This is a genomic window from Bacillus sp. CH_70, from assembly GCF_038007045.1.
Lineage (GTDB): Bacteria > Bacillota > Bacilli > Bacillales > Bacillaceae_G > Bacillus_A > Bacillus_A cereus.
Genome location: NZ_JBBOWL010000001.1, coordinates 2,159,297 through 2,182,947, shown reverse-complemented (window position 1 = coordinate 2,182,947; position 23,651 = coordinate 2,159,297). Strand labels below are relative to the sequence as shown.

Genomic DNA, 23,651 nt, shown 5'->3' with positions numbered 1-23,651 from the left:
ATATTATACTAATACGACTCTATATCCTTTAACTTATAATACTCAATATTAGGAGCTGATTTCATGGAAAAAAAACCTATCTTGTTCAAAATCCCACCAAATTCAAAGCTAAAAGTTACATTTTTCGGTCCTTGTAACGAAGTAATTACAAATGTGTCTATAATTAATCAACTATGCACCCCTAAATGTCAAACTATCACGCAATATCCAGACTTTAAGAAATATGTGACTGAAGTACGATCGCTATCCCGTTGTTAGTCCGCATAATGTACGATTTTCACAAATTTGTTACCTAAAATAACTGAGAAAGAAAATAGATGCATTCCTAAACTAAAATTACACATTTTATGATATTCCATTGATAATTCATTGATTTTTTACACATTTTTATTAAAAGAACATATATTATCGTATGGAGATTATCCACTCATAAAACCTATCTTTCTTTAGAGCGTACTTTTTATGTATGCTCTTTTTTTATGTAACCGTCCCCCTTCTAAATTGACCAACAATATATTAAAATTCTTTATATACACAAGGAGGTCAAATATGTTCAAGCTGCATCCAATACTACTCATCTTAGGATTGATTTTGTTTTTATATAGTGTACTCGCCTTTATGTTATTCTTTTCAGTGTATTAGCATTGCCTACACAAATCTATGTTCAATATGTAATTTCTATATAGTAAAAAAAACGTAATGATACGATTTTTTATGTATTCCGTCTTTCTTGTTCTATAAGAAAACTAGTAAACTTACTAACAATGAGTTTTCAGAAGCATGTTACTTATTTACATATTATTTTGTTCAATACCTGAAGAAGGTTGAAGCCTCTGAAAATTAAACTATACTTTACCTATTTACTTATATATTTTAGAAAAACAATAATAATCCCCCACCATTTGGTAAGGGGATTAACTAAACCTACTAAAAAATATTTAATGATCTGTTTTATTTAATTGGAGAAGGAAATCTTGCTGCTTCAAAGTGAACCGTATTTAAACCATTAACATTTTGTATAATTACGCCCGCAATACTACTTTCTGCAAAAACTTCAACTAAATCTCCTGCTTCTAATTGAAGAATAGTAGTTACTGAAACATCATTATTAAAAAATACTCCTGTTCCAAAGAAATCATTATCTATCGCTATTGCTGGATTTCCATTTACACGAATTTCTACTCTAGCTCTGTAATTCACATTAAAATCATTTGGAGAAAATGTTATATTTCCTAATACATTATATACCCCTCTAGTTTTCGGCGTGAATATGGATGTTACTGGATTATATTCATTCGCTAGATCAAATTGTTCATTTTGAAATAATACTTTAACAGGAGTATTTGCTAGAACAGGTTGATTAACTGTATTCACAGCTCTAAATGCCGATGCCCTTACAAGCTCCTCTTTCTTATCATCACAACACTTCACCTTTACATACTTCCTATCACATTTACTACTTTTCCTATAACAATCATGACTTTCCTTTTTGTAATCTTTACAATACTTACAGTAATAATAAGACATAGTTAGTCCCCCTTTACACTTATTTTTACATAGTATGCTATATAGATTAGAATAGCTTGGACGACCTGTTACTATTTTTAATAGAGTAAAAAACCCTCACCATTTCGGTGAGGGTTTACCTTTAAGCTTCTGTAAACTCATTGTTTAATGACTTTATTTAATTGGAGAAGGAAATCTTGCCGCTTCAAAATGTGCACCATCTTCTAAAGGACTTAAAACTCCATCTATACTACTTTGTGCATAAATCTCAACTTCATCCCCTGCATTCAATTGAACAATCGTCGAAACACTTACTACATTTCCAAAACTTATTGGACCAAAAAAGTCATTATCTATAGCTATCGCTGCGTTTCCATTTACACGAATTTCTACACGCGCTCTATAATTTAAAGTTGGATCGTTTGGAAAGAAACCAATCGTTCCAATAATAGAATATACTCCTTTAGTCTTCGGCATAAAAATAGATGTTGCTGGATTATACTCATTCGCTAAATCAAATTGTTCATTTTGAAATAACACTTTCACAAAAGTATTAGCAGGAACATTTTGATTTACTGTATTTCTAGCTCTAAATGCGGATGCTCTAACAAGATTGTCCTTGTTATCATGGCACTTACAAGTGTTCTTACAACAATCATGATGCTTCTTTTTATACTCCTTACAATACTTACAGTAGTAATAACAAGACATACTAATTCCCCTTTCAAACTTATTACTACATATTATGTAAGATTGATTTATAAGGTTTGGACTAGCTATTTTTATTATTCATAAGGGCGCTATTAACCTGCACCCTTATTTATATACACCACTTCATTCCTTACTAGTTATAAGTTGTATACAGTCCCATATGGAATAGTCAGAAAAGAACTTCCGTACGGTGTAACTTGATGTACTGGGTAAAAATACTCTACGGATGAATAATACGGTTGTACACCTTGCTGCTGCATTTGCAATTGTTGTTGCATTTGCAATGCTTGTTGAATAGCTTGGATTGTACTTTGTGCTCCACTATACGTTATAGATGTACCATACGCTGGTCGCATACCAGTTTCAGAATTAAAATATGAATAAAACATGATTTTCAACTCACTTCCGTATAAGTTATTACAAATTATATTATGATTCTTTATTTCAGTGGGTACTATAAAGCTAGTCCGCTCGCTTATATTCAAATGACAAAATAAAAAAGTAGCTGCTAGACTACTTTGACTCCTTCTTATCACCAAATGAAATGATATACATATTCTCCTGTTACACGCTCATTAATTCCCGCAACCCTAACGAACCTAAGTAAATCCGCTCCTTGAAGGAAATATACCGAAATCGTAACCGGTACTTGTGACCACATGAATTGATAAAGCTCATTCACTCTCTGATTCGTCGTAACGATTAAATCATTTACAGGTCCATGATTCCATGCAGAGGTTTGAACTGAAGTGAAAGAAAGGTCTTTCCCATTAACCACTATTCTTGATACGCTTTGAGTTATGTCCACAATAATCCCCTCCAACATTACAAAAATTGGACCTTTTTTAGTTCATATTATTATAAATATTCTTGACTGTAATAAATGTTTAAGGCAAATCCCTAATAAAGTGAAACTTTAATCAGCCCTCACCAATCGGGCTTTTACGGGCAGCCCGACTCCACCTAACTTCTTTGCTTCCGCTGAATTTTGAGGTGAGGATCTTACTGCTCGTTAATGCGGGATAAATTTTTTTATTCATATCCCTTAATTCCCATTACAACCATATAATTTCTAACCTTATTCAATTTTTGTAATTAAAATAAAAAATAGCTAATTCACTACTTAAAAAGTAAAAAAAGCATCAGATTGACTAGTATGTAGATGGTTAAATGAATGTAAAATGTTTTTAAATTATCTACTCTTTTTTTAGTTTGGAAGTAACTCTCATCTCGTCCCATCTTTATACACCACTTTCTTAATCACACTGAACGCAATATTCAATTGATGAGTTTGTCATTTCGTTACCTCCAATTAACGCCTTTGTTCAATGTAGTAATTTTCTTGTATAATAAAAGTTAATTAATCTAGAAGGGACTGAATTATGCGCAGATATCAATATTTTTAATCTACCTATCATTACAACATAACGGAGGTAAAAGTATTGATTACAGAACTACACTCACAGAGATTATATTTAAGGAAAATGAAAGCATCTGATTCACTAAGTATGTTTAAAATATGATCTGATCCTGATGTTACTAAATTCATGAATATAAGTAATTTCACTGATGAGAACCAGGCAAAAGATATGATTCAATTCCTTAACGAACTCGCTCAAAATAATAAAGCTATACGTTTTACTATTATTGAAAAAGAATCTAATCACATTATCGGTTCATGTGGCTATAATTCCTTAGATTTTGAAAACTCAAAGACTGAGATTGGCTATGATATTTCAAAAACATTTTGGGGTAAAGGATATGCACCTGAAGCAATATCCTCTTTATTAGATTATGCTTTTACACATCTAAAACTAAATCGTGTTGAAGCAAAAGTTGAACCTGCAAATGTAAATTCCATAAAAGTATTAGAAAAATTAAACTTTACTTTTGAAGGTACTCTGAGAAAGAGCGAAAAATCAGCTGGAAAGCTTATCGATTTAAATATCTATTCGAAATTAATAAGCGATTAATTTTAGTCCCTCTGCCCATACTCAATCAAAGTGTGGGCTTCTTTAATTTCTGTATAAAATTCAAAAGTTTGACACAATCCTGGAAAAAGCTTATAAAGAAAAGTGAGGTTTCGTTATTTTCACACTTAGTAGCGCAGTCATGTTACATACAATTTTATAAGTGTGAACGAACTACAAAACTAAAAAACAAATAATAAGTTTGCAACATGTTTGCAAATACGAATTTTGCATATAAATTCGTGTGATATTGAAAGGAGTTTTACTTATGAAAGAAATTAAAACAGAACAAGAATTCAAAGACATCATCGCAAGCGAGGAGCCTGTAGTTGTTAAGTTCTTTACTACATGGTGCCCAGATTGCGTACGTATGGACAACTTTATCGGAGATGTAATGGAAGAGTTCAATAAATTTGAATGGTATTCTATTAATAAAGATGAGTTTCCAAGTATCGCTGAAGAGTATCAAGTAATGGGTATTCCAAGTTTACTTGTATACCAAAATGGTGAGAAGTTAGGCCACTTACATAGTGCTAACGCAAAAACTGAAGAGCAAGTTACTGAGTTTTTAGAAGCATACTAAAATAAAAGCCCTCTGGAAAATATTTTTCAGAGGGCTTTCATCTATTTTCACACTTATCTTTTGACGTTTTTCATCGTTTAATGAATTACACCTTGTCATTATAAGAATAATACATAGTAAGAAAAGTATTCGTTTCTTCATCCATCTACCCTCCTATCTCTTTAGTAAATAAACTCCAATTCGGTTTACACCCTGACTTTGTACTTTTCAACATATTTTTCCTTCACGAAACTTTGTTATCCCCTTCTTAAAAAGCTATAAAACGTCAACAATGTTTGTATAGACCCACACGACTTTCGTTTGATACTCTATTTATAGAAAGAATTCCTTTAAAGAAAGGTGAGTGATTAAAATGGATACTCTTTCTCATAAAGAAGCTGATAAAGGTGCTATTGTCAGCATTATGGCCTACATATTTTTATCCTCTATGAAAATCATCATCAGTTATATTACCCTCTCTAGTGCATTACGTGCTGACGGTTTAAATAACTTAACGGATATCGGTGCTTCTTTAGCGATATTAATTGGTCTAAAAATATCTCGTAAACCTCGTGACCCAGATCATCCGTATGGGCATTCGCGGGCCGAACAAATCGCATCACTTGTTGCGTCCTTCATTATGGCAACAGTCGGATTAGAAGTTGTTATTAGTGCCATTCAATCTTTCTTAAATCCGAAACAAGCAGCACCTAATGTACTCGCTGCATGGGTTGCTTTATTTTCTGCTGTCGTTATGTACTGCGTGTATTTGTATACGAAAAAAATTGCAGCACGAACAAAAAGTAAATCATTAGAAGCCGCTGCAAAGGATAATTTATCAGATGCACTCGTAAGTATTGGTACTGTAGTAGGTATTGTCGGTTCTCAGTTCCAAATGCCTATTTTAGACCCTATTGCCGCTTTAATTGTTGGTCTTATTATTTGTAAAACTGCATGGGAGATTTTCGTAGAATCTTCTCATATGCTAACAGATGGAATTGATCCTGATAAAATGGAGGAATACGCTGATGCTATTGAGCATATTGGCGGTGTGGAAAACATTGTAGATATTCGAGCACGTATGTACGGGAATCAAACGTATGTTGATATTACAATTGAAGTAGATGCTCGTATGGATGTTGGAGAAAGTCACTGTATTACTGACAATATCGAGGCTATGCTTCGCAAAAAGTTCGGAATTTACCATGCACACATTCATGTTGAGCCAATGAAAAAAGAACCTATTATGACATAGGTTCTTTTTTTATGAACGTTTTATGAAATATAACACATAAAACGAGCCAGCTACCGCCAGCTGCCCATCCTGCTAATACGTCAGATGGATAGTGCACGCCAAGATATATTCGGCTAACTGAAATAGATAATACAACAAAGCTTGCTATAAGAATAATTAATAATTTTTTATGCAATGAAATACGATCTTCAGTAATTGTGACGTATGCAATAAATCCTAAAAAAGCAGTAGCATTCATCGTATGACCGCTCGGAAAACTATATCCAGTTGCAGTAACAAGCTGGGTGACATCAGGTCTTGCTCGTTCGTACCATAGTTTAAGCATACTGTTTAAATAACGAGATCCATAGTAATTAATTGTTAGAAGTAACGCACTAAGCAACTTTTTTCTAACGAGAAAATACATTACAAGAATAATGAGTAATGGAAAATATATTCTTTTTGAACCGATAAAAGACACCCAAGTAAAATAGGTCGTCAAATAATCGTTTCGAAAGCTTTGAATAAAATGTGCGACTATATTGTCAAAATTCTCAATACAAGCGGTATGATACGAAAGTGATAATACGACAAAACAAATGAGTAACGTAAAACTTAGCAAGTATAAATGTCGATATCGTTTCACATACATAACCTCACTATGCAAAAAAATGGAGCGGTTGTTTTAGTTTTCCTCTCCATTTCTTTTTTATGCATAGTTTATTAAAAAATATAATTATTAATTTTTTGCTTCATCTCAGGGATATCTTCTCTTGTTACAGTAAAACGAATCACCTTCTCATCAAGATCAAGCGCCTCAGCGAATAATCCAGCTAAACCACGGGATTTTCTATCTACTTCCATAATAATTTCTAGTCGGTCGTATGCACGTGGCAAGATTAATAATTCTAATTCATCTAATTTCCCATAGTGCTCTCCAGAAACCGGAATAAACTCAAATTCTTGTGCGAATGGAACTTGCTTACGTAATCGGTGCGGTAATTCTTCACATTCTATATGACGTGCTTTAAACCCTAATTCATTTACACTATCTAAAACACTACTTAATAATGCATTGGGTAACACTTGAACGTAGTCGCGGTCACTTGGGTCTATACTACGTTTAATATCAAGACCTGTATGAATCCAAACCGTTTTCATACCAAGTGTAAGTGGTGCTTCAATTGGCATTGGAAAAGAAAATGGAATTTCAACTTTTTCATTCGGTTCTACAGAAAAAGGTTCTGTTAAGCGTACTCGCTCTAAATCATACGTTGCTGTTACTTTTTTATCATCCACTTCTCGTACATAAGACGTCGATAATGTTAAGTAAATGCTTTCAATTTGTTGGCTAACTGAACCTCCAGTTATATGAACCTTTCCAACTATTTCTTCCCCAACAATATACTCATCTTTTTCAAGAACAGTATCTACCTTTGCACTTCCAATACCAACGCTTGCTAAAAACTTTTGAAACATGGAGTCTCCATCCTTTCTAAAGCAGAAGCTACATCTTGTTTTAAATCTTGTACATTCTCATAGTACGGCGTTTTTATTTGTAACATTCGCATAAGAATTTCGCGATTATAATTTTCCAAAGTTAATTCTTCGTACCATGGTTTTTCCTTTTTTTCATTAGATTCATATCCTGCATATAATAAAAATAATGAGAAATGACCGAGCGCATAAAAGTCACTACGAAAGTGAACTTCTCGCATCAAAGCTTGTTCACCTTCGTAAGTTGTAGCTCGCTCATCATCCTCACCTTTCCATTTAGCCAATCCAAAATCAATAATACTAATTTGATTTTCTTTCATTAGTATGTTTGGAATGCGTAAATCTCGATGAATAATGCCTTCACTATGAAACACCGATACAATTTCTAATATTTCATATAAAATCTCAAAAACTTCACGTTCTGTATATACATACCCATCTATGAAAATATAATCTTCAAAATTTTTACCAGGCATGTACTCCATTACAAAGAAGCTCTTTTTCTCCCATATGAAATGATCATATAGACTAGGAATTGCATGATGATTCAATGTTTGTAAAATCATTTTCTCTTGTTCAAATGATTTTCTACCAGACTCATATCTTTGTTTACTTTGTCTTAATTGTTTTAAGACTTTATATCTATTTATTTGTAAATCATTAACGACATATGTAACCCCATAACTGCCCATTCCAATTACTGATTCAATTTTATAACGTTCTGCAACAATTGTATTTTTTCGCAGTGGTCTATCAAATAAAGCTAGTACACGACGCCATTTCATCAGCTACTTGAAAAGAAGCTACGGCTTTTACGTTTTCTTTTATAATGTTGATGTCCATAACCAGATGAACGTCGTTTATAATCGCTACTTGAATAAGAGCGCCCTCTACGACGATAATCACTACTTGAATACGAACGATATTTTTTCTTTCCTAATAAAGAATCAATAATTTTTTTGAACATTCCTTCACCTCTTGAGTAAAATTTCCTTTTCATTATACCAATAATTATTGACTATATTTGTGACAGGTTTGTAAAGAGTAAAAAACGACGAGTTATGCCCGTCGTTACTTTCATTCATCCTCTTCATCAAAAACTTCATCAATCATACATTTCTCTAATAAATACTCAAATGTAATATCTGCGAGATCTTCAATTTCTTCTCGTTTTGGGACGTACCCTCTTTCAATTAGTTGCTCATAAAAAAACTCCGCAATCTCTTCCGTATCAATCACGACTTCAATTTCCTTCATGAGCATCACTCCTTTATTTCTGTTTTATGAAAAAATCTCAAAATTATGTATATGAGATTAGAAAAATAGATTTTATTTTTTTATAGGTCATAAGCTTTGGACGAGATGCATACGATTGTAGTACAAGCTATTCAAAGGGGGAAATAATAATGGAAAATCAATATGAAGTAGGACAAACAAAAGAAGAGTTCATGCATGAAGATCAATGGGCAGACTCTCTTATAAAGTGGCTTTTTATTTTTTTAATAGTTGTAGGCATACCTTATACTGCATATGTTGTTGTTCAATTTATTCTCTCTTTCTAGTTAACTATTTTTTCTCTGTCAATTTAACTAAATAATTATGAACAACATCCATTACAATTTTATATTCTTCATCTTTAAATGTATCGAACAATAATTGATAATCGTTATAAATATCAAGTAACCCATCAATGATTTCTTGACGATTCGTCTTAACACTCACTTTTTTCGAGTTGTTAATTGACTTTAACTTACCTAAATCTAATTTATTCATACCTGCTTTATCTTGTTTCAGTTTCTTCAAAATTGCATTTGCCGTTTGAGCATTCGCAAGTAACGTTAAATCTGACTCATCCGCTTCTAACCATTCACCATCCGTAATCCGTGACAATTCATAAATTGTATCTTCCCAGGCGTCATTCTTATATCTCCATACTTCTGTACGAAAACCAACAATACGGAAAACATCTTTATCATATCCAGTTACTTGCACAAGATCACCAAACGTGAAATTATAATTTAATTCAATCCACTCCGTATCGCCCTTTTTCATATCTTGCTCTGTAACGTGCTGCAGCGTTTGCTCTACATAAAATCCATCGTGATTATTGACTTCGTATACATAAACTCCATCTAAAACCTTCATATTTGTGATTTTCCCAACGGTTCCATATAGCGTAATCACGACTATGTCCCCTACGTTGTATTTAGGTTGTTTTTTTCTTGCCATCTCTATCTCTCCTTTTTTTGACGTCGTGATTTTGATATCAGTATATGCAACCTACATAAAAACGCTTATCACAGAAGCTTATATTCATAAATTTTTTCAATAAAAATTATAATCTTATAAAATTTACGTTACACTCAAAAAAAAGCTAGTAACTAGACTAGCTTCAAATCAACAAATTTCGTATAAAAAAACATACAGAATACTTCACTTTAAACAAAGTAATGTATTCTGTATGTTTTCAAATAGTTTTTATCTATCTTGTATGTATAAATCCCAGGCTTCATCAAATATAGACATACTTTCTAGCATTCCGCTCAACTCTAAGTATGAACTAATTTCATCATAGTCTTCAGATTGCTTCGGAAAACTTAAATCATCATACATCGCCTCTGCTAAATCTGAAATTTCATTTCTAAATAAAGCTGCACGATGCTTCATCATATAATGGTAAAATGTTTTTTTCAAAAATATTCCCTACCTTTCTAGCTTGGGTACATTATACAAGGCAAAAAAGAAAAAAACCAGCATAAAAGCTGGTTAAAAGTCGAAATAATTTCTTTTTAATAGACGTGGTCTTCCCATTAATTCTTCATATGTTAGTTGTTTTGGTAAATCTTTCGTATAAATTAAAAATAATTGATCTTCAATTTCTTTTACTGTATGGTCTGATTGATAGTCCATCCCGCACGAGGAACAAGAAATACATGGTGTCTTTTGGATTTCAATGGCTTTCGTACCATCTGGTAATTCCCAATATACAGTATTCAAGCTTTCTTTCGCTTCTGTACTGTCACACCACATACAATTCATACTGCATCACCCTCAGTTTTTTTGTCGTTTTCTTCTAATTTAGCCATTTGTGCTTGATATTTTTTATCTTTTAATTGATCACGCTTATCACGTTTATCTTTTAAAGATGCATGCGTATCATTATCTTCATAGTCTTTACGACGGTTCATACGCTGTAAGTCGTCTGGAACGAGGTTAAATTTCTTATCGCTCATAAGACCTGCGATACCAACATCTGAACGTTTTTCTTCGTAGTTCGGATAAATCTCTTTAAAGTATCCTTCCGCTCTTCCTGGAATATAGCTCTCTGGCTCTGGATACGTCGTAATAACACCTTCAAAGTTACGAAGTACAACTTTATCTGCACTTTGTGAGATTAAATAGTTTGGTTGAAGTGCAATTTTACCGCCTCCACCTGGCGCATCAACAACGAATGTCGGAACAGCATAACCAGATGTGTGTCCACGTAAACCTTCAATAATTTCAAGACCTTTAGATACTGGTGCACGGAAGTGACCGATACCTTCAGATAAATCACATTGATAAATGTAATATGGACGTACACGGATTTTTACTAAGTCATGCATAAGTTTTTTCATAATTGGGACGCTGTCGTTAATACCAGCTAAAATTACTGCTTGGTTTCCGACTGGAACACCAGCATTCGCTAACATTTCACATGCCTTTTTCGATTCTTCAGTAATTTCAATAGATGTATTGAAATGTGTATTTAACCATACTGGATGGTATTTTTTAATAATGTTACATAAATTTTCTGTAATACGTTGTGGGAATACTACTGGTGCTCTCGTTCCGATACGAATAATCTCAACATGCGGAATCTCTCGTAAATTTTTTAATACATATTCTAAAATTTTATCGTTAATTAGAAGTCCATCACCACCGGAGATTAATACATCTCGTACTTGTGGTGTTTCACTAATATAAGCAATCGCATCATCTAATTGTTTCTTCGGTACACCCATTCCAATTTGTCCACTAAAACGACGGCGTGTACAGTAACGACAATACATAGAACATTGATTTGTTACTAAGAATAGTACACGGTCCGGATAACGATGTGTTAGCCCTGGAACTGGTGAATCTTCATCTTCGTGAAGCGGATCTTCTAAATCATATTTTGTTTTATATAACTCTTCCGAAATCGGTACTGATTGCATCCGAATCGGACAGCGTGGATCATCAGGATTCATTAGCCAAGCATAGTACGGTGTAATGTTTAACGGGATCGTTTTCGTTGAAATTTTAACGCCCTCTTCTTCTTCAGGTGTTAAGTTAATTACTTTTCTTAAGTCATCTAACGTTTTGATCGTATTCGTTAATTGCCAAACCCAATCATTCCATTGCTCTTCAGTAACATCTTTCCATAATTCGATATCCTTCCAGTGACGATTTGGTTTGTATACATCATGTAACATTGCTATTCCCCCTTTTTATACGCTCATCCTTTATATAAGCAATAGTTATGCCAACTTTACATTGTTGATAAGTAAATGTGCGGAGAACCCTATTACATAAGCGAAAAAATATTTTTAAGCGTTGTATGAAATCAATACTTAACATCATATTCATTACTTTTTATATATGTAAACGCTCTTTTATTCGTGCAAACACACAAAAACCGCCGATTATTCGGCGGTTTTGTCGTACTTGCTCAGTTTATATTGAAGCGTTTGACGAGGGATACCTAACATTTTTGCGGCTTGTAATATATTCCCTTCCGTTTCAATCAACGCTTGATCTATTAATTCTTTTTCTGTTTGATGAAGTGCTTCTCTAAGTGGCATTATACCCTTCTTCTTCGAAAAATTCTCTTTCCGAAATGTACGTGGTAAACAATTGGCTGTTAATGTATTCCCTTCTGCAATAATAACAGCATGTTCAATCGTATGTTTTAACTCTCGGACATTTCCAGGCCACTGATAAGCTTGCAGTCTATCTTTCGCTTCCTCATCAATTTGAAGTACACCTTTTTTATAACTTTTATTATATTCTTTCAAAAAATAAGATGCTAATAATAGTACATCCTCAGTTCTTTCACGAAGCGGTGGGATATATAATGAAAATACGTTTAAGCGATAATATAAATCAGTGCGAATTTTATTCTCTCGTAAACATATTTCTGGAGGCTGGTTCATTGCGGTAATAACACGAACATCTACTTTTCTCGTCTTATTATCACCAATTCTTCTAATGACTCCATCTTCTAACACTCGTAACATTTTTGCCTGCAAATCAAGAGGCATTGAATTCAGTTCATCTAAAAATAATGTACCACCATCAACAAGTTCAAATAGCCCAGCTCTTTCAATCGCTCCTGTATAGCTTCCTTTTGTCGTTCCAAACAATAAACTTTCTAATAGCGACTCTGGTAAAGCTGCACAGTTTTGTGCAATAAATGGCTTGTTTTTTCTTTTAGAAGCTTCATGAATTGCTTGCACGAACAGTTCTTTTCCTGTTCCTGTTTCACCATATATTAAAACATTTGCGTCTGTTGGTGCTACTTTTTGTGCTAACTCTTTCGTCTGTTTAAACCGCGTATCATTTGTCACTATCGTCTCAAATGCAGCATGCTTTTTAATCACTTTTTTTCTAGATGATCGCTTTATTTTCGACTGTAAGTCAACAATTGTGTCAGTAAGTTTTTGAATTGTAGAGTAATCCTTTGCAATTTCAACAGCCCCAGCAATATTCCCATCTATAAAAATAGGTAACGTCGTATTTACTGTACAAACATCTTCACCATTTAAATTTTGATAATGCTGTGCTTGATGTACGATAGGTTTTTTTGTATCTAGTACTTTCATCAATGTACTCGTTTCCCTTGATAAAGACGGGAACGCTTCTAACAGATGTTTCCCTAACACTTTTTCAATCTTCGATCCATCGTGTTTTGCAGCTACAGAATTATAAAATATTGTAATTCCATTCTCATCTACAGCGTGTATAGCCTCATCAATACTGCCCAAAATCGCTTCAATGACTTCTTGTGTCGAAACTGCTAGCAATGTCATCCCCCCTCTTGCCGAAAATCCAGCAATTACATGCCGAATTTTCGGCACACCTATGTGCGATTGTAAGCATGACGATTCCGTTCTATAATTTTGACCAATTTTATATTTTCATTAGATAACTCGAAACTCTAATTAGTACAGCTTTTCGAACACCCAGCTCCACCTAACTGTTTTGCTTTACAGCCGAATTTTGAGGCGGAAGTTTTACTGCTTTCGAATAGCTAGAAAGATCTTTCACCCATATATTCATATCTTCCAACTTATCGAAAATGTAGCAATTATTCGCCAGTCTTCCTGTATACGTATAACCTAATTGATGAAAGGCAGCATTCATTCCGAAAGAAAGCGATCGAGCAATTGTATAGGAGCAGAAAATAGATCTTTCTCGAAGCTCTTCCTCTAATTTAATTAGTAAACTTTTCATAAATCCATGTTTACGATATTCAGGTAAAGTAGCACAATTCGTTAATTCTGCATTCCCTTCTTTTATATTCATTTCTGCAGATGCTGTACTAATAATTTTCCCCTCATATTCATATACGTAGTAAATTGTATCGTCTTCTTTCATCGTCTGTAATACATAACTCGCTTCATTTAAAGGTGTCGGATACACTTCAAATACTTTTCCGAATACAGTTGCTAATTCTTCTGCATCTTCTTCAGTCGCTTTTCTCAGCAAAAATTTCTCTGGAACTACTTTTTCTTTTATTTCTTTTCCTTTTACACCGCTTAATATAGTATCTTCCTCAGTCCAATGCATACTATTTCGTCTTTCATCATTATTATATTTCACAAAAAAGTATGCATCGTGTCCTTGAAAATAATGAGGTATCGTTGCTTCCAACAAAAAACCGAAAGAGAGCCATGTTGAAACATGCTCTCCCTTTCCTTTAATAATACATTTAGTGAAAGAATGTTCCTCTGCTAGTTCGTCAATTGTCTGTATAATACTTTCAACATTTCCTGTATAGTGATCTACCCGAATACGCTTATTAAAATAATCTAAAACGCCTTCTACTGTATAACAATTCGTCTGTTCTCTAAAAGATTCATAGTATTTCATTTTTTCACCTCACACCAATCTAGTAATGTACATGCAATAATTTTTGCGGCAGCTATCATTTTATCAACTTCTATATATTCGTTTGGATAGTGTGCTACTTTCGTCTCTCCTGGACCAAATACTATTGTTGGTACGTTTGCAATTTGTGTAAATAAACCTCCATCAGTCCCCCACGGAGATGCTTCAATAATTGGTTCGTTCCCTTCGATTTCAACAAAGTTGTGATGAAGTGTTGTAATGAGTTCATGATTCTCTTCTAATTCACCAGGAACCCATCTCGCTCCAAACCACTCTACTTCTACTGGATTTTCAACAAACCAATTGTCCACATCATTTAATTCAACAATCCAATTCTCAAACTCTTCTTTTGCCGCCTCTATAGTCTCATTCGGCGCAACACCGCATCTTCCTTCTAAAATTAATTCATCTGGAACAGAACTTGGCCAACTCCCTCCTTCAATTTTCCCAATGTTAATTGGAATTGGAATCGGAATCCCTTTAAATAACGGATCTGTAATTCGACTATTTCTTTTCTCCTCTAGCTTTCTTACATGTTCTATAACAAACATACTTTTTTCAATTGCACTAACCCCTTCATAACGCGTTCCACCGTGTGCAGCTTTCCCTTTTACACGTAAACGAAACCACATGGAACCTTGTTGTTTCGGGAAAAACTTCATATTAGTAGGCTCTGGAATAATGACACCATCTGCCTTATATCCTCGTAATATAGTTGCTAATGTCCCTGCTCCGCCACTTTCCTCTTCTATTACACTTTGAAAATAGATGTCTCCTTTTAATTCAATGCTAGATTCAATAATCGCTTCCATCGCAAGCATGAGTGCGACATTTCCACCTTTCATATCCGTCGTTCCACGGCCATATATACGATTTCCTATCTTCTCACCGCTATAAGGATGATGTTCCCACTGATTCACATCCCCTTCTGGAACTACATCAATATGCCCATTTAATATCATAGATTTCCCGTCGCCACTTCCTTTTAAAGTTGCTACAATATTTGGGCTATCTGAAAAACTTGTACGGGGTGATACAAAATAAGGATGATCTTTCATTTTAGAAAAAGAAGGCTCCCATATATCGAGGTCTAAACCTAATTCACGTAATTTTTCAATCACAATCGCCTGCGCACCGCTTTCATCACCAGATACGCTCTTTTCTTGAATTAATCGTTTTAAAAATTTCACACTTTCCTCTTCATGGCTCTCAATATAATCACAAACTTGCTTTTTTAATTGCTCCATATATTACATCTCCCTTCATTCAATTACTAGTAAGTTAGAACTAATTTGAAAATCAGCTTCTGTATGTCGTTTTATATCTTCTACTGTGTATGGGCTCATTAATTCTTGTAATATAAGTCCACTCGGAGTTACCTCCATGACCGCCATATCAGTAATAATTAAATCTACACATTTCTTTGAAGTTAATGGCAATGTACACTCTGAAATAATTTTTGCATTTCCGTACTTATCAACATGATTCATCACAACAACGACCCGCTTCGCTTTTTGTGCTAAATCCATTGCTCCACCAATACCTGGAACACGTTTTCCAGGTACAATCCAGTTTGCTAAATCACCGTTTTCACTTACTTGTAATGAACCAAGAATCGTTATGTCTAGCAAACCTTTTCGAATCATACCAAACGCTGTACAACTATCGAAATAACTCGCTCCTGTTATAAGAGAAGTTGGTAAACCTGCCGCGTTACACAAATTTTCGTCTTCATTCCCTTTACTTGGCGTTGGTCCCATACCGACGATTCCATTTTCCGCATGAAACATAACATTTATATCGTTAGGCAAATGATTTGGTACAAGCGATGGTATGCCAATACCTAAATTTACAATCATGCCATTTTGTATTTCTTTCGCCGCTCGCCTAGCAATCTTATCCCTCACTTCTACGCCCATACCCATTTCCAGTTCACTCCTTCCGACGGTACAATATAATTTACGAAAACACCTGGAACGACAATTTCCTCTGGATCTAAACTTCCAAGCGGGACTATTTCTTCTGCTTCTACAATTGTTATATCCCCAGCCATCGCTACGTGAGGATTCATATTTCGTGCACTTTTGTCAAATACAAGGTTACCAAACGGATCTGCCTTTTTCGCATATACAATTGAAACTTCAGCAGTTAATGCTGTTTCAACTAAGTAGGTCTTACCATTCATTTCAACTGTTCGTTTTCCCTCTTCCACAATCGTATCAACACCAACATCAACTAAAACACCACCAAGACCAACGCCACCAGCGCGAATGCGCTCTGCTAATGTTCCCTGCGGAGAAAACTCAATTTGTAATCTTCCCTCGTTTAGTTGCCTTCCTGCATTTGGGTTGGAGCCAATATGAGAAGTAATTAGTGATTTAACTCTTTCATTTGTAACAAGACGACCGATACCTACATCAGGGAATCCAGTGTCATTTCCAATCAAATTTAAATTTGTAACGCCTTTTTCTAAAATTGCCTGTATTAAAGATGGAGGGGATCCAATCCCTCCAAATCCCCCAAACATTAATGTCATATCATCATGGAACAAAGAAATTACTTCCTCAATTTCTTTTAATTTACCGAATGTATTTGTAATAGTTGTCATGCGATACTATGCCCTCCTTTTTGCATCATCTCTTCCACACTTTTAGAGAAAATTGAAAGTAATTCATCTAACTCGGAATATGTAGTTGTCATTGGCGGTGCTACAAGCAGTGCACTATCTTCTTTTCCTGCTTGCCCTGAAACTGCTTGGTATAAAAGTAGGCCATTTTTAGCTGCAACTGAAATAAGCTCCGACGCTTTTGTAAACGGTTGCAATTCTACTCCGATTAGCAACCCTTTTCCGCGCACATCAGCAATGATTGTCGATTGTTGCTGAACTTTCTGTAAGCCTTTTATTAAATACTCTCCCTTTTCTGCTGTTTTTTCAGGGAGATTATGTTTCTCCATATATTCAATAACAGCTAAAGCCGTTGCTGCAGACAATGGATTGGCACTTAACGTATGACCGCTCATTACTGAACGTGACCCACGTAATATTGGTTCCATAACACGATCACTTACAACTGTCGCTGCCATCGGTGTATATCCCGCTCCTAACCCTTTACCAAGTGTCATGATATCCGGTTCTACACCCCAATGCTCCATTGCAAACCATGCTCCAGTACGACCAAGCCCAGTCATCACTTCATCCGCAATAAATAAAATATCGTAATGGTCGCAAATATCTTTAATGACTTTATAATAGTCTTTCGGCGGAACAACCGCGCCTCCAGCTGCTCCGATAATCGGCTCAGCAATAAAAGCAGCAATATGCTCTGCACCAATTCTTTCAATTGATCTTTCTAGTTCAGTCGCACATGCCAGCTGACAAGTTGGATATACCTTTTGAACAGGGCATCTGAAACAATATGGAGCTGGTATAGTCGGATAATCTTCCAAAATAGATACGAAACGTTGTCTACGTAGTGGGTGACCAGACATCGATAACGCACCCATCGTAATACCGTGATAACTCATCCATCTTGATAATATTTTATGTTTCCCTTGAATACCTCGCTCTTGAAAATGCTGAATTGCAATTTTCATAGCTGTTTCATTTGCTTCCGTACCACTATTTACAAAGAAACTCCAGTTCAAATCTCCTACACTTAAATCACTTAACTTCTTTGCTAATTTTTCAGCTGGTTCACTCGTAAACTGTGATCTATAAACAAAAGCAATCTCCTCAGCTTGCTTTTTAATAACGTCTGCAATCTCCTTTACGCCATGCCCAATACCTGCCGTAATTGCTCCTGACGAACCATCAAAATATTTATTACCATTTTGATCATACAAATAAACACCTTTTCCATGTGAAATCATTGGATACGGCTGACCAACAAGTGGTTTAATTAAGTAATCGCGCATAGCGCTCCCCCATTTCTCCAATTTGTATATATATATGAAGAAAATTGACGTTTCTTTCATAAAAAAGAATCCTCTGCAAAAGCAGTGAATTTATCAAAAAACTATTATAAAATATACAAATGAGTGCTTAAAAATATTTATAAAACAGAAAATTCAGAACTCAAAGCGAAGACCAACCCTTTTCTATACGCCCAAATAACCCTCCCTTTTATATGAAATGACTACATCACCAAATGTTTTTATAGCATAATGCCAGCTGCCCTTAAATGCCGACATTCTGTACACTTCGACGGAACTCCCGTTAAACTCCTTCCTATTATCCTACTTTAAATTGCATATTTTAAAACAAATTTCGACACCCACCTTACTAATCAATTCAGATTTCTATTCATTATGTAAACTTTTCAGTTTTAAACTATAAAAAAAGAACCGATTAACCACACTAATCAGTTCGTCATGACGCTCTCTTATGGGTTAATACTGTCAATTGCTAAAATAAATAGAAAAATGAAGTTTACAAATTCATCCTACAGCCTATAACACAAAACCTTTTCATAACTTCATTCACAATTACTATCGGGATATCCCTATCCCGAAGTGGCACTCCTTTCCTCAGATTCAAAGTATCTTTCCTTTATAATTTATGTAGGACAATTATCACTTTGTATGTGTATTTGCCTATAATTAAAAAAATCCCTAGTTTTCTAGCGATTTTTGGACATGTATTCAATATGTTAATTGAAATGCACTTTCAAATTGGCATTTATTTTACTTTCGTACAGTCATATGTACTGCTTTACTCTGTGAAATTCTCGTAAGCACCAGCACCTCTTTATGAAAACATATTTGTTGTCAATTTTTAATTTTCCCTTTATAAAATCATTTTTTTTGCATAACCGCTTTCTTGCTTCGCATATAGTTTTAATGATGACAAAGGAGGAATGTTCATGTCTCAATCTGAAATCGAAAAATATGGACAAGAAGTTACACAATACGAACAGCTCGCACGTTATTATCAGTTTCGTAACCCTAAAAAATATATAGAATTATATATGAAATATTACGATGCACTATCAAAACTTGTACAGGCGTATGAAACAAGAGACTCACAAGAAGCTGCTTTACCGTCACATATAAGATTTTTTCATGCCGATCCAAATATACCAGCGGTTGACATTTTAGTAAACGGACAAAAAGTTATTAAAAATATTTCATTTAAGCAATTCAGCCCTTATTTATCATTAGTGCAAGGTAAATACCGTATAGATATTGTTCCTGTCGGAAATGAAACTCCAATCTTTTCAGCGTTGGTACCAATAATGGGAAATCATACTTATACTCTTGCTGCAATAAATAGTGATAATCACCTACAATTACAACCTATACTTGATAATACACATTTACCAGCTGGTCAAGCTAAAATACGCTTTGCACATTTCTCTCCAGATACCCCTGTTGTAAATGTAGATTTAAAAGATGGAGATCATTTATTTGAAAATGTACTCTTTAAACAAATAACAGATTTTTTACAAGTTAGCCCTGGTACAGCAGATATTGAAATTTCACTCGCAGATAATAAAAACGTTTTATTGACTATACCGAAATTCAATGTTGAACCAAATGTTATTTATACAATTTCAATAGTAGGTTATTCAACTAAAGATCCTAAATTAGAAGCCGTTATACTTACAAATTAAAACAGTCTACACCATTCATTTGGTGTAGACTGTTTATTTTTGAAATGCAATTTGAAATTCTGTCCAATCGTTATCTGATCGACACATAATGGATCCATTATGTTTTTCCACAATTTGTTTACATACAAATAATCCAATACCAGTTCCTAACTTTTTAGTAGTTACAAATGGTTCAAAAATCGTTTCTACATTTTCAGCTGGAATCATTGGTCCATTATTTTTTATCACAATTCGAATAGCTTGATCTTCTTCAAATACATCAATGATAATTTTCCGTTCTTCTTTCATTGATTCAAGAGCATCAATTGAATTCATTAATATGTTTAAAAATACTTGTCTCACTTCACTTCGATAACCAACAAGCGGAATTGGATACGGTAAATTCTTTTCAATCAAAACATTCGCATTGACCAAACTCGGATATAAGAATTGTATAATGTCTTGAAACAAGTCATTAAGCCAAAACCGTTCCGATTCATTCCACATTTCTTTTTTCGATACGAGTAAAAATTGCGAAATACGAAAATTTAATTGATCTAATTCATGCGAAATAATATCTAAATACGATAAACTCGGATGATCTGCCTTTAATAATTTGACAAACCCCATAATGGAAGTAAGCGGATTACGAAATTCATGTACAAAACTAGCTGACATTTGTCCTAAAATCGTCAGTCTTTCTTTATGTGTTTCGTTAATATATTGCTGTTTTTCCTCTAAATTCTTCGATATAATTTCCGAGTATTTTAAAACAGTATAATAAATTAATTTGTCAAAACAAGTATGTATTTTTGCCATAATTGGTTTCAATTCACGAGCGCTAACATCTAATTCACACATCGCTTCGAAAAGTTCATTTCTTCCCACGTTTGCGTTATAAACAAAATCTCCAATATTCGCATCTGCTCCAGCACGTTCAATAGCAATTTTCTCGCATAACGGTTGAAGATAATTTATATCTTTATCTTCCATAGTAAGTTCGATAATTAACTCTAGTAAATCCTCTCCATTTTGAACTACTTCTAGTTTAAATGGATCTTTTTCGGAAATTATCATTTTGTTTTTCCAGTTCTCTACGAATTGGTGCCTATTGTTTTTCAAGTGTGAACAAAATATTTCTTTAATATCCTTATCGATTGGAAAAACCTCCATTCCCTCCATTTCCATACGACGAATACCCTTTATATTTTGAATATTAACACAAAAAATACGATTCGTTAATAGATTTTTGTCACATTTTGTTAATTTCTGTTGATAAAATTATTTTTTCTTTCTTATTTAACTAATTGTATGCAAATTCCCTTTTTCCTTCACATATTTTCATTATTTCCGTAGTCAAAACGACTTTTTTTTGCATCATTTTTAATTCTTGCGTACAATAGAAAATGAAAGGTGTGAAAAATATGGTAAATAAAAATGTGGAAGATTATCTCCAAGAAGGCATTTACGGCCAAAAGCAAAACAAACCAGAAGAACGTAATATGTATTTAACTACATTACGTGAGCGTGTAGAAATCGCTTTAACGATCGGTCAAGTAATGCAAAGTAATGTATACTCTGAAGTGGCAGGTAGCATGCGCTCTTCTCAATCATTACAACTCCTCCTAAATGGTAGCATTGCTTACCCACATTTATCAAAATACATTAAATTAGCAAACGAAAAAAATGTTCCTTTTACAATTGTTCAAAATAAAGATACAGAAACACCAATCGGTTTAGTATTAACTCATGCTACTGCTGTAGATAAAGAACAAATTTATGTAGAAGATACTATTTTCAAACAAGAAATGAAGTAAAAGTTACACTTAATTAAATAGTTACTAAAAGCGTAAAAAAACGAGTATGGAATCGTAAACATTCCCTACTCGTTTTTTAGCACAAATTTTAAGTTTTCTATTTTATTTTTTAATACATACTAATTTCATTTCTGTCATTTCTTCTATTGCATATTTAATTCCTTCGCGCCCCGTGCCACTTTCTTTCACACCACCATAAGGCATATGATCTACTCTGAACGTTGGAATATCATTAATCATGACACCACCAACCTCTAGCTCATCAATTGCACGCATTGCTTTAAATAAATTATTTGTAAATACTCCTGCCTGTAAGCCGTAACGCGAATTATTTACTTGCTCAATCGCTTCATCAAATTCTTTAAATGTATTTACTGTCATGAGTGGACCGAATACTTCTTGGCACTGCACAGATACATGATCTGGAACATTTGTTAATACAGTCGGTTCAAAAATTCTTGCATCCCGCTTCTTACCACCGCATAAAACAGTTGCTCCTTCCTTGATTGCTTCTTGAACCCACATATCAATTCGCTCTACATCTTTTTTTGAAATTAAAGCTGATACATCCGTTTCCTCAAGCAGTGGATCACCAACAACAACTGATTCCATCGCTTTCTTTAGCTTCGAGAGAAATTCATGCATTTTCGTTTCATGTACAAAAACACGTTGTACGGAAATACAAACTTGCCCATTATTAACAAATGCTCCCCATTTTACACGTTCAATTATTTCATCTGTTAACTCTACATCTTCATCAATAATAACAGCAGCATTTGAGCCTAGTTCTAACGTAACTCGTTTTAGCCCAGCCTTTTGTTTTATTCCGATTCCAACTTTTGGACTTCCGGTAAAAGTAATAGAAGCAACGTAACCATTTTTGACGATTGCCTCACCAACCGTGGCACCAGGGCCAGAAATGATATTTAAAGCTCCATTTGGCAATCCTGCCTCTTCAAATAACTCAACTAATGCATAAGATGATAATGGCGTTTGATCAGCTGGCTTTAATACAACTGTATTTCCAGCAGCAATTGCTGGTCCAACTTTATGCGCTACTAAATTTAACGGGAAATTAAATGGTGTAATAGCCCCTATAACCCCAATCGGCTTTCGGATTGTATATGCAATACGCCCATCCGCACCAGGTGCGGCGTCTAATGGCAATGTCTCACCATATATACGCTTCGCTTCTTCAGCTGCAAATTTGTACGTTTGAACAGTACGATCTACTTCTCCCCTTGCAGCACGTATTGGTTTTGCAGCTTCTTTTGCAATAATCTCTGCAAATTCTTCTCTTCTTTCATCCATTTTTTGTGCAACTTTCTCTAAAATAGTCGCACGATCATATGCAGATAATTTATTCATTTTTATCATTGCATTTTTTGCAGCAGTAACAGCCTCTTTTACATCTTCTTCCGTTCCTTGTGCAATTTCCGCTAATGTTTCTTCAGAATATGGTGCGTATAATGGTTTATACGTGTTTACAGATTTCCAATTTCCGTTTATATATAAATGCTTTTTCATACTTCTTCTCCTTCCAAATATATGTATACAACAATACTTCACCTAGTGAAAGGTTCAACTTATGTCATTGTATCATAGCCCCTATCCCTCAAAAAACATTAT

The 23,651-nt window shown here is 34.3% G+C and carries 27 protein-coding genes and 2 pseudogenes; 7 read left to right on the top strand and 22 right to left on the bottom strand.

Going from position 1 to position 23,651, the window contains the following annotated elements; genetic code table 11:
- Positions 1 to 63: 63 nt before the first annotated feature.
- Positions 64 to 258 (top strand): hypothetical protein, encoded by a 195-nt coding sequence (locus tag N2V79_RS11235; RefSeq protein ID WP_075716934.1) that lies wholly within the window; start codon positions 64 to 66, stop codon positions 256 to 258.
- A gap of 693 nt (positions 259 to 951) precedes the next feature.
- On the opposite strand, the gene N2V79_RS11230 is transcribed toward N2V79_RS11235, so the two are convergent.
- From N2V79_RS11230 to N2V79_RS11210, 5 genes and pseudogenes are all read right to left on the bottom strand, one after another.
- Positions 952 to 1,527, bottom strand: coding sequence for a hypothetical protein (locus N2V79_RS11230; protein WP_053564576.1), 576 nt, complete (start codon positions 1,525 to 1,527; stop codon positions 952 to 954).
- A 153-nt stretch (positions 1,528 to 1,680) separates the two neighbouring features.
- Positions 1,681 to 2,217, bottom strand: a complete 537-nt coding sequence (locus tag N2V79_RS11225) for a C1q-like domain-containing protein (RefSeq protein ID WP_002183539.1) — start codon at positions 2,215 to 2,217, stop codon at positions 1,681 to 1,683.
- Positions 2,218 to 2,354: 137 nt separating this feature from the next.
- Complete coding sequence (locus N2V79_RS11220) at positions 2,355 to 2,606, bottom strand: DUF3947 family protein (protein ID WP_053564577.1); 252 nt, start codon at positions 2,604 to 2,606, stop codon at positions 2,355 to 2,357.
- Positions 2,607 to 2,749: 143 nt separating this feature from the next.
- Complete coding sequence (locus N2V79_RS11215) at positions 2,750 to 3,025, bottom strand: hypothetical protein (RefSeq protein WP_000355695.1); 276 nt, start codon at positions 3,023 to 3,025, stop codon at positions 2,750 to 2,752.
- Positions 3,026 to 3,345: 320 nt separating this feature from the next.
- Positions 3,346 to 3,456: pseudogene (locus N2V79_RS11210) on the bottom strand (2TM domain-containing protein); the annotation flags it as partial.
- A gap of 203 nt (positions 3,457 to 3,659) precedes the next feature.
- On the opposite strand from N2V79_RS11210, the pseudogene N2V79_RS11205 reads away from it, so the two are divergent.
- The 3 genes and pseudogenes from N2V79_RS11205 (at position 3,660) to N2V79_RS11195 (ending at position 6,004) form a co-directional block, all read left to right on the top strand.
- Positions 3,660 to 4,190: pseudogene (locus tag N2V79_RS11205) on the top strand (GNAT family N-acetyltransferase).
- A gap of 265 nt (positions 4,191 to 4,455) precedes the next feature.
- The gene (locus N2V79_RS11200) at positions 4,456 to 4,770 is read left to right on the top strand and encodes a thioredoxin family protein (RefSeq protein ID WP_000658787.1); all 315 of its coding nucleotides are present in this window, start codon (positions 4,456 to 4,458) and stop codon (positions 4,768 to 4,770) included.
- Positions 4,771 to 5,122: 352 nt separating this feature from the next.
- Positions 5,123 to 6,004 carry a cation diffusion facilitator family transporter gene (locus N2V79_RS11195; protein ID WP_000380385.1) on the top strand — a complete coding sequence of 294 codons (882 nt, stop codon included), beginning with the start codon at positions 5,123 to 5,125 and terminating at the stop codon, positions 6,002 to 6,004.
- Here the strand turns inward: N2V79_RS11195 and N2V79_RS11190 are convergent.
- The 5 genes from N2V79_RS11190 to N2V79_RS11170 all read right to left on the bottom strand — a co-directional run bounded on the left by N2V79_RS11190 (position 5,994) and on the right by N2V79_RS11170 (position 8,737).
- Complete coding sequence (locus N2V79_RS11190; RefSeq protein WP_000833369.1) at positions 5,994 to 6,629, bottom strand: phosphatase PAP2 family protein; 636 nt, start codon at positions 6,627 to 6,629, stop codon at positions 5,994 to 5,996. The two genes, N2V79_RS11195 and N2V79_RS11190, sit on opposite strands and share 11 nt — an antisense overlap.
- A gap of 77 nt (positions 6,630 to 6,706) precedes the next feature.
- Positions 6,707 to 7,462, bottom strand: coding sequence for a sporulation protein (locus tag N2V79_RS11185; protein ID WP_000486625.1), 756 nt, complete (start codon positions 7,460 to 7,462; stop codon positions 6,707 to 6,709).
- On the bottom strand, positions 7,444 to 8,265 hold the full coding sequence (locus N2V79_RS11180; protein WP_069355539.1) for a serine/threonine protein kinase: 822 nt from the start codon (positions 8,263 to 8,265) through the stop codon (positions 7,444 to 7,446). Before N2V79_RS11180 ends, N2V79_RS11185 begins: the two co-directional genes overlap by 19 nt.
- A complete protein-coding gene (locus N2V79_RS11175) occupies positions 8,265 to 8,447 on the bottom strand; it encodes a hypothetical protein (RefSeq protein WP_000473371.1) in 183 nt (60 codons plus the stop codon). The genes N2V79_RS11180 and N2V79_RS11175 overlap by 1 nt, the downstream gene beginning before the upstream one ends.
- 110 nt (positions 8,448 to 8,557) lie before the next feature.
- Entirely contained in the window at positions 8,558 to 8,737 is a 180-nt protein-coding gene (locus N2V79_RS11170) for a YozD family protein (RefSeq protein WP_000658451.1), read from the bottom strand.
- 149 nt (positions 8,738 to 8,886) lie between these two features.
- Between N2V79_RS11170 and N2V79_RS11165 the strand changes: the two genes are divergently transcribed.
- Complete coding sequence (locus N2V79_RS11165) at positions 8,887 to 9,042, top strand: DUF3930 family protein (RefSeq protein ID WP_000431486.1); 156 nt, start codon at positions 8,887 to 8,889, stop codon at positions 9,040 to 9,042.
- A 4-nt stretch (positions 9,043 to 9,046) separates the two neighbouring features.
- On the opposite strand, the gene N2V79_RS11160 is transcribed toward N2V79_RS11165, so the two are convergent.
- From N2V79_RS11160 to N2V79_RS11115, 10 genes are all read right to left on the bottom strand, one after another.
- Positions 9,047 to 9,709, bottom strand: coding sequence for a hypothetical protein (locus N2V79_RS11160; protein WP_000101498.1), 663 nt, complete (start codon positions 9,707 to 9,709; stop codon positions 9,047 to 9,049).
- A gap of 249 nt (positions 9,710 to 9,958) precedes the next feature.
- The gene (locus N2V79_RS11155; protein ID WP_000750717.1) at positions 9,959 to 10,174 is read right to left on the bottom strand and encodes a YozE family protein; all 216 of its coding nucleotides are present in this window, start codon (positions 10,172 to 10,174) and stop codon (positions 9,959 to 9,961) included.
- A gap of 72 nt (positions 10,175 to 10,246) precedes the next feature.
- Complete coding sequence (locus N2V79_RS11150) at positions 10,247 to 10,519, bottom strand: YokU family protein (protein ID WP_000995766.1); 273 nt, start codon at positions 10,517 to 10,519, stop codon at positions 10,247 to 10,249.
- Positions 10,516 to 11,937, bottom strand: coding sequence for a lysine 2,3-aminomutase (ablA, locus tag N2V79_RS11145; protein WP_000902145.1), 1,422 nt, complete (start codon positions 11,935 to 11,937; stop codon positions 10,516 to 10,518). The genes N2V79_RS11150 and ablA overlap by 4 nt, the downstream gene beginning before the upstream one ends.
- 210 nt (positions 11,938 to 12,147) lie before the next feature.
- A complete protein-coding gene (gene rocR / locus N2V79_RS11140; RefSeq protein ID WP_023521852.1) occupies positions 12,148 to 13,533 on the bottom strand; it encodes an arginine utilization transcriptional regulator RocR in 1,386 nt (461 codons plus the stop codon).
- 163 nt (positions 13,534 to 13,696) lie between these two features.
- The gene (ablB, locus tag N2V79_RS11135) at positions 13,697 to 14,596 is read right to left on the bottom strand and encodes a putative beta-lysine N-acetyltransferase (RefSeq protein WP_000878589.1); all 900 of its coding nucleotides are present in this window, start codon (positions 14,594 to 14,596) and stop codon (positions 13,697 to 13,699) included.
- Positions 14,593 to 15,861, bottom strand: coding sequence for a peptidase (locus N2V79_RS11130; RefSeq protein WP_000436691.1), 1,269 nt, complete (start codon positions 15,859 to 15,861; stop codon positions 14,593 to 14,595). The genes ablB and N2V79_RS11130 overlap by 4 nt, the downstream gene beginning before the upstream one ends.
- 15 nt (positions 15,862 to 15,876) lie before the next feature.
- The gene (locus N2V79_RS11125) at positions 15,877 to 16,539 is read right to left on the bottom strand and encodes a CoA transferase subunit B (RefSeq protein WP_053564592.1); all 663 of its coding nucleotides are present in this window, start codon (positions 16,537 to 16,539) and stop codon (positions 15,877 to 15,879) included.
- Complete coding sequence (gene atoD, locus N2V79_RS11120) at positions 16,524 to 17,222, bottom strand: acetate CoA-transferase subunit alpha (RefSeq protein ID WP_000208107.1); 699 nt, start codon at positions 17,220 to 17,222, stop codon at positions 16,524 to 16,526. Before atoD ends, N2V79_RS11125 begins: the two co-directional genes overlap by 16 nt.
- The gene (locus tag N2V79_RS11115) at positions 17,219 to 18,529 is read right to left on the bottom strand and encodes an aspartate aminotransferase family protein (RefSeq protein ID WP_001205877.1); all 1,311 of its coding nucleotides are present in this window, start codon (positions 18,527 to 18,529) and stop codon (positions 17,219 to 17,221) included. The genes atoD and N2V79_RS11115 overlap by 4 nt, the downstream gene beginning before the upstream one ends.
- Before the next feature lie 947 nt (positions 18,530 to 19,476).
- Here N2V79_RS11115 and N2V79_RS11110 point away from each other — a divergent pair.
- Complete coding sequence (locus N2V79_RS11110) at positions 19,477 to 20,226, top strand: DUF4397 domain-containing protein (protein ID WP_340719854.1); 750 nt, start codon at positions 19,477 to 19,479, stop codon at positions 20,224 to 20,226.
- Positions 20,227 to 20,259: 33 nt separating this feature from the next.
- On the opposite strand, the gene N2V79_RS11105 is transcribed toward N2V79_RS11110, so the two are convergent.
- Positions 20,260 to 21,393, bottom strand: coding sequence for a BA2291 family sporulation histidine kinase (locus tag N2V79_RS11105; protein WP_000425086.1), 1,134 nt, complete (start codon positions 21,391 to 21,393; stop codon positions 20,260 to 20,262).
- A gap of 236 nt (positions 21,394 to 21,629) precedes the next feature.
- On the opposite strand from N2V79_RS11105, the gene N2V79_RS11100 reads away from it, so the two are divergent.
- Positions 21,630 to 22,022, top strand: a complete 393-nt coding sequence (locus N2V79_RS11100) for a YueI family protein (RefSeq protein WP_000247562.1) — start codon at positions 21,630 to 21,632, stop codon at positions 22,020 to 22,022.
- Positions 22,023 to 22,124: 102 nt separating this feature from the next.
- Here N2V79_RS11100 and N2V79_RS11095 read toward each other — a convergent pair whose 3' ends face one another.
- Complete coding sequence (locus N2V79_RS11095; protein WP_069355537.1) at positions 22,125 to 23,549, bottom strand: aldehyde dehydrogenase family protein; 1,425 nt, start codon at positions 23,547 to 23,549, stop codon at positions 22,125 to 22,127.
- Positions 23,550 to 23,651 lie beyond the last annotated feature (102 nt).

What these genes read in the sequence shown, in the direction of transcription:
- N2V79_RS11230 (WP_053564576.1), bottom strand. Translation starts at nt 1,527, where the DNA reads ATGTCTTATTATTACTGTAAGTATTGTAAAGATTACAAAAAGGAAAGT.
- N2V79_RS11160 (WP_000101498.1), bottom strand. Translation starts at nt 9,709, where the DNA reads ATGGCAAGAAAAAAACAACCTAAATACAACGTAGGGGACATAGTCGTG.
- N2V79_RS11110 (WP_340719854.1), top strand. Translation starts at nt 19,477, where the DNA reads ATGTCTCAATCTGAAATCGAAAAATATGGACAAGAAGTTACACAATAC.
- N2V79_RS11105 (WP_000425086.1), bottom strand. Translation starts at nt 21,393, where the DNA reads ATGGAAATGGAGGGAATGGAGGTTTTTCCAATCGATAAGGATATTAAA.
- N2V79_RS11185 (WP_000486625.1), bottom strand. Translation starts at nt 7,462, where the DNA reads ATGTTTCAAAAGTTTTTAGCAAGCGTTGGTATTGGAAGTGCAAAGGTA.
- N2V79_RS11095 (WP_069355537.1), bottom strand. Translation starts at nt 23,549, where the DNA reads ATGAAAAAGCATTTATATATAAACGGAAATTGGAAATCTGTAAACACG.
- N2V79_RS11125 (WP_053564592.1), bottom strand. Translation starts at nt 16,539, where the DNA reads ATGGGTATGGGCGTAGAAGTGAGGGATAAGATTGCTAGGCGAGCGGCG.
- ablA (WP_000902145.1), bottom strand. Translation starts at nt 11,937, where the DNA reads ATGTTACATGATGTATACAAACCAAATCGTCACTGGAAGGATATCGAA.
- N2V79_RS11180 (WP_069355539.1), bottom strand. Translation starts at nt 8,265, where the DNA reads ATGAAATGGCGTCGTGTACTAGCTTTATTTGATAGACCACTGCGAAAA.
- N2V79_RS11220 (WP_053564577.1), bottom strand. Translation starts at nt 2,606, where the DNA reads ATGTTTTATTCATATTTTAATTCTGAAACTGGTATGCGACCAGCGTAT.
- N2V79_RS11195 (WP_000380385.1), top strand. Translation starts at nt 5,123, where the DNA reads ATGGATACTCTTTCTCATAAAGAAGCTGATAAAGGTGCTATTGTCAGC.
- N2V79_RS11235 (WP_075716934.1), top strand. Translation starts at nt 64, where the DNA reads ATGGAAAAAAAACCTATCTTGTTCAAAATCCCACCAAATTCAAAGCTA.
- N2V79_RS11175 (WP_000473371.1), bottom strand. Translation starts at nt 8,447, where the DNA reads ATGTTCAAAAAAATTATTGATTCTTTATTAGGAAAGAAAAAATATCGT.
- N2V79_RS11115 (WP_001205877.1), bottom strand. Translation starts at nt 18,529, where the DNA reads ATGCGCGATTACTTAATTAAACCACTTGTTGGTCAGCCGTATCCAATG.
- N2V79_RS11200 (WP_000658787.1), top strand. Translation starts at nt 4,456, where the DNA reads ATGAAAGAAATTAAAACAGAACAAGAATTCAAAGACATCATCGCAAGC.
- N2V79_RS11165 (WP_000431486.1), top strand. Translation starts at nt 8,887, where the DNA reads ATGGAAAATCAATATGAAGTAGGACAAACAAAAGAAGAGTTCATGCAT.
- ablB (WP_000878589.1), bottom strand. Translation starts at nt 14,596, where the DNA reads ATGAAATACTATGAATCTTTTAGAGAACAGACGAATTGTTATACAGTA.
- N2V79_RS11100 (WP_000247562.1), top strand. Translation starts at nt 21,630, where the DNA reads ATGGTAAATAAAAATGTGGAAGATTATCTCCAAGAAGGCATTTACGGC.
- N2V79_RS11130 (WP_000436691.1), bottom strand. Translation starts at nt 15,861, where the DNA reads ATGGAGCAATTAAAAAAGCAAGTTTGTGATTATATTGAGAGCCATGAA.
- N2V79_RS11225 (WP_002183539.1), bottom strand. Translation starts at nt 2,217, where the DNA reads ATGTCTTGTTATTACTACTGTAAGTATTGTAAGGAGTATAAAAAGAAG.
- rocR (WP_023521852.1), bottom strand. Translation starts at nt 13,533, where the DNA reads ATGACATTGCTAGCAGTTTCGACACAAGAAGTCATTGAAGCGATTTTG.
- N2V79_RS11170 (WP_000658451.1), bottom strand. Translation starts at nt 8,737, where the DNA reads ATGAAGGAAATTGAAGTCGTGATTGATACGGAAGAGATTGCGGAGTTT.
- N2V79_RS11150 (WP_000995766.1), bottom strand. Translation starts at nt 10,519, where the DNA reads ATGAATTGTATGTGGTGTGACAGTACAGAAGCGAAAGAAAGCTTGAAT.
- atoD (WP_000208107.1), bottom strand. Translation starts at nt 17,222, where the DNA reads ATGACAACTATTACAAATACATTCGGTAAATTAAAAGAAATTGAGGAA.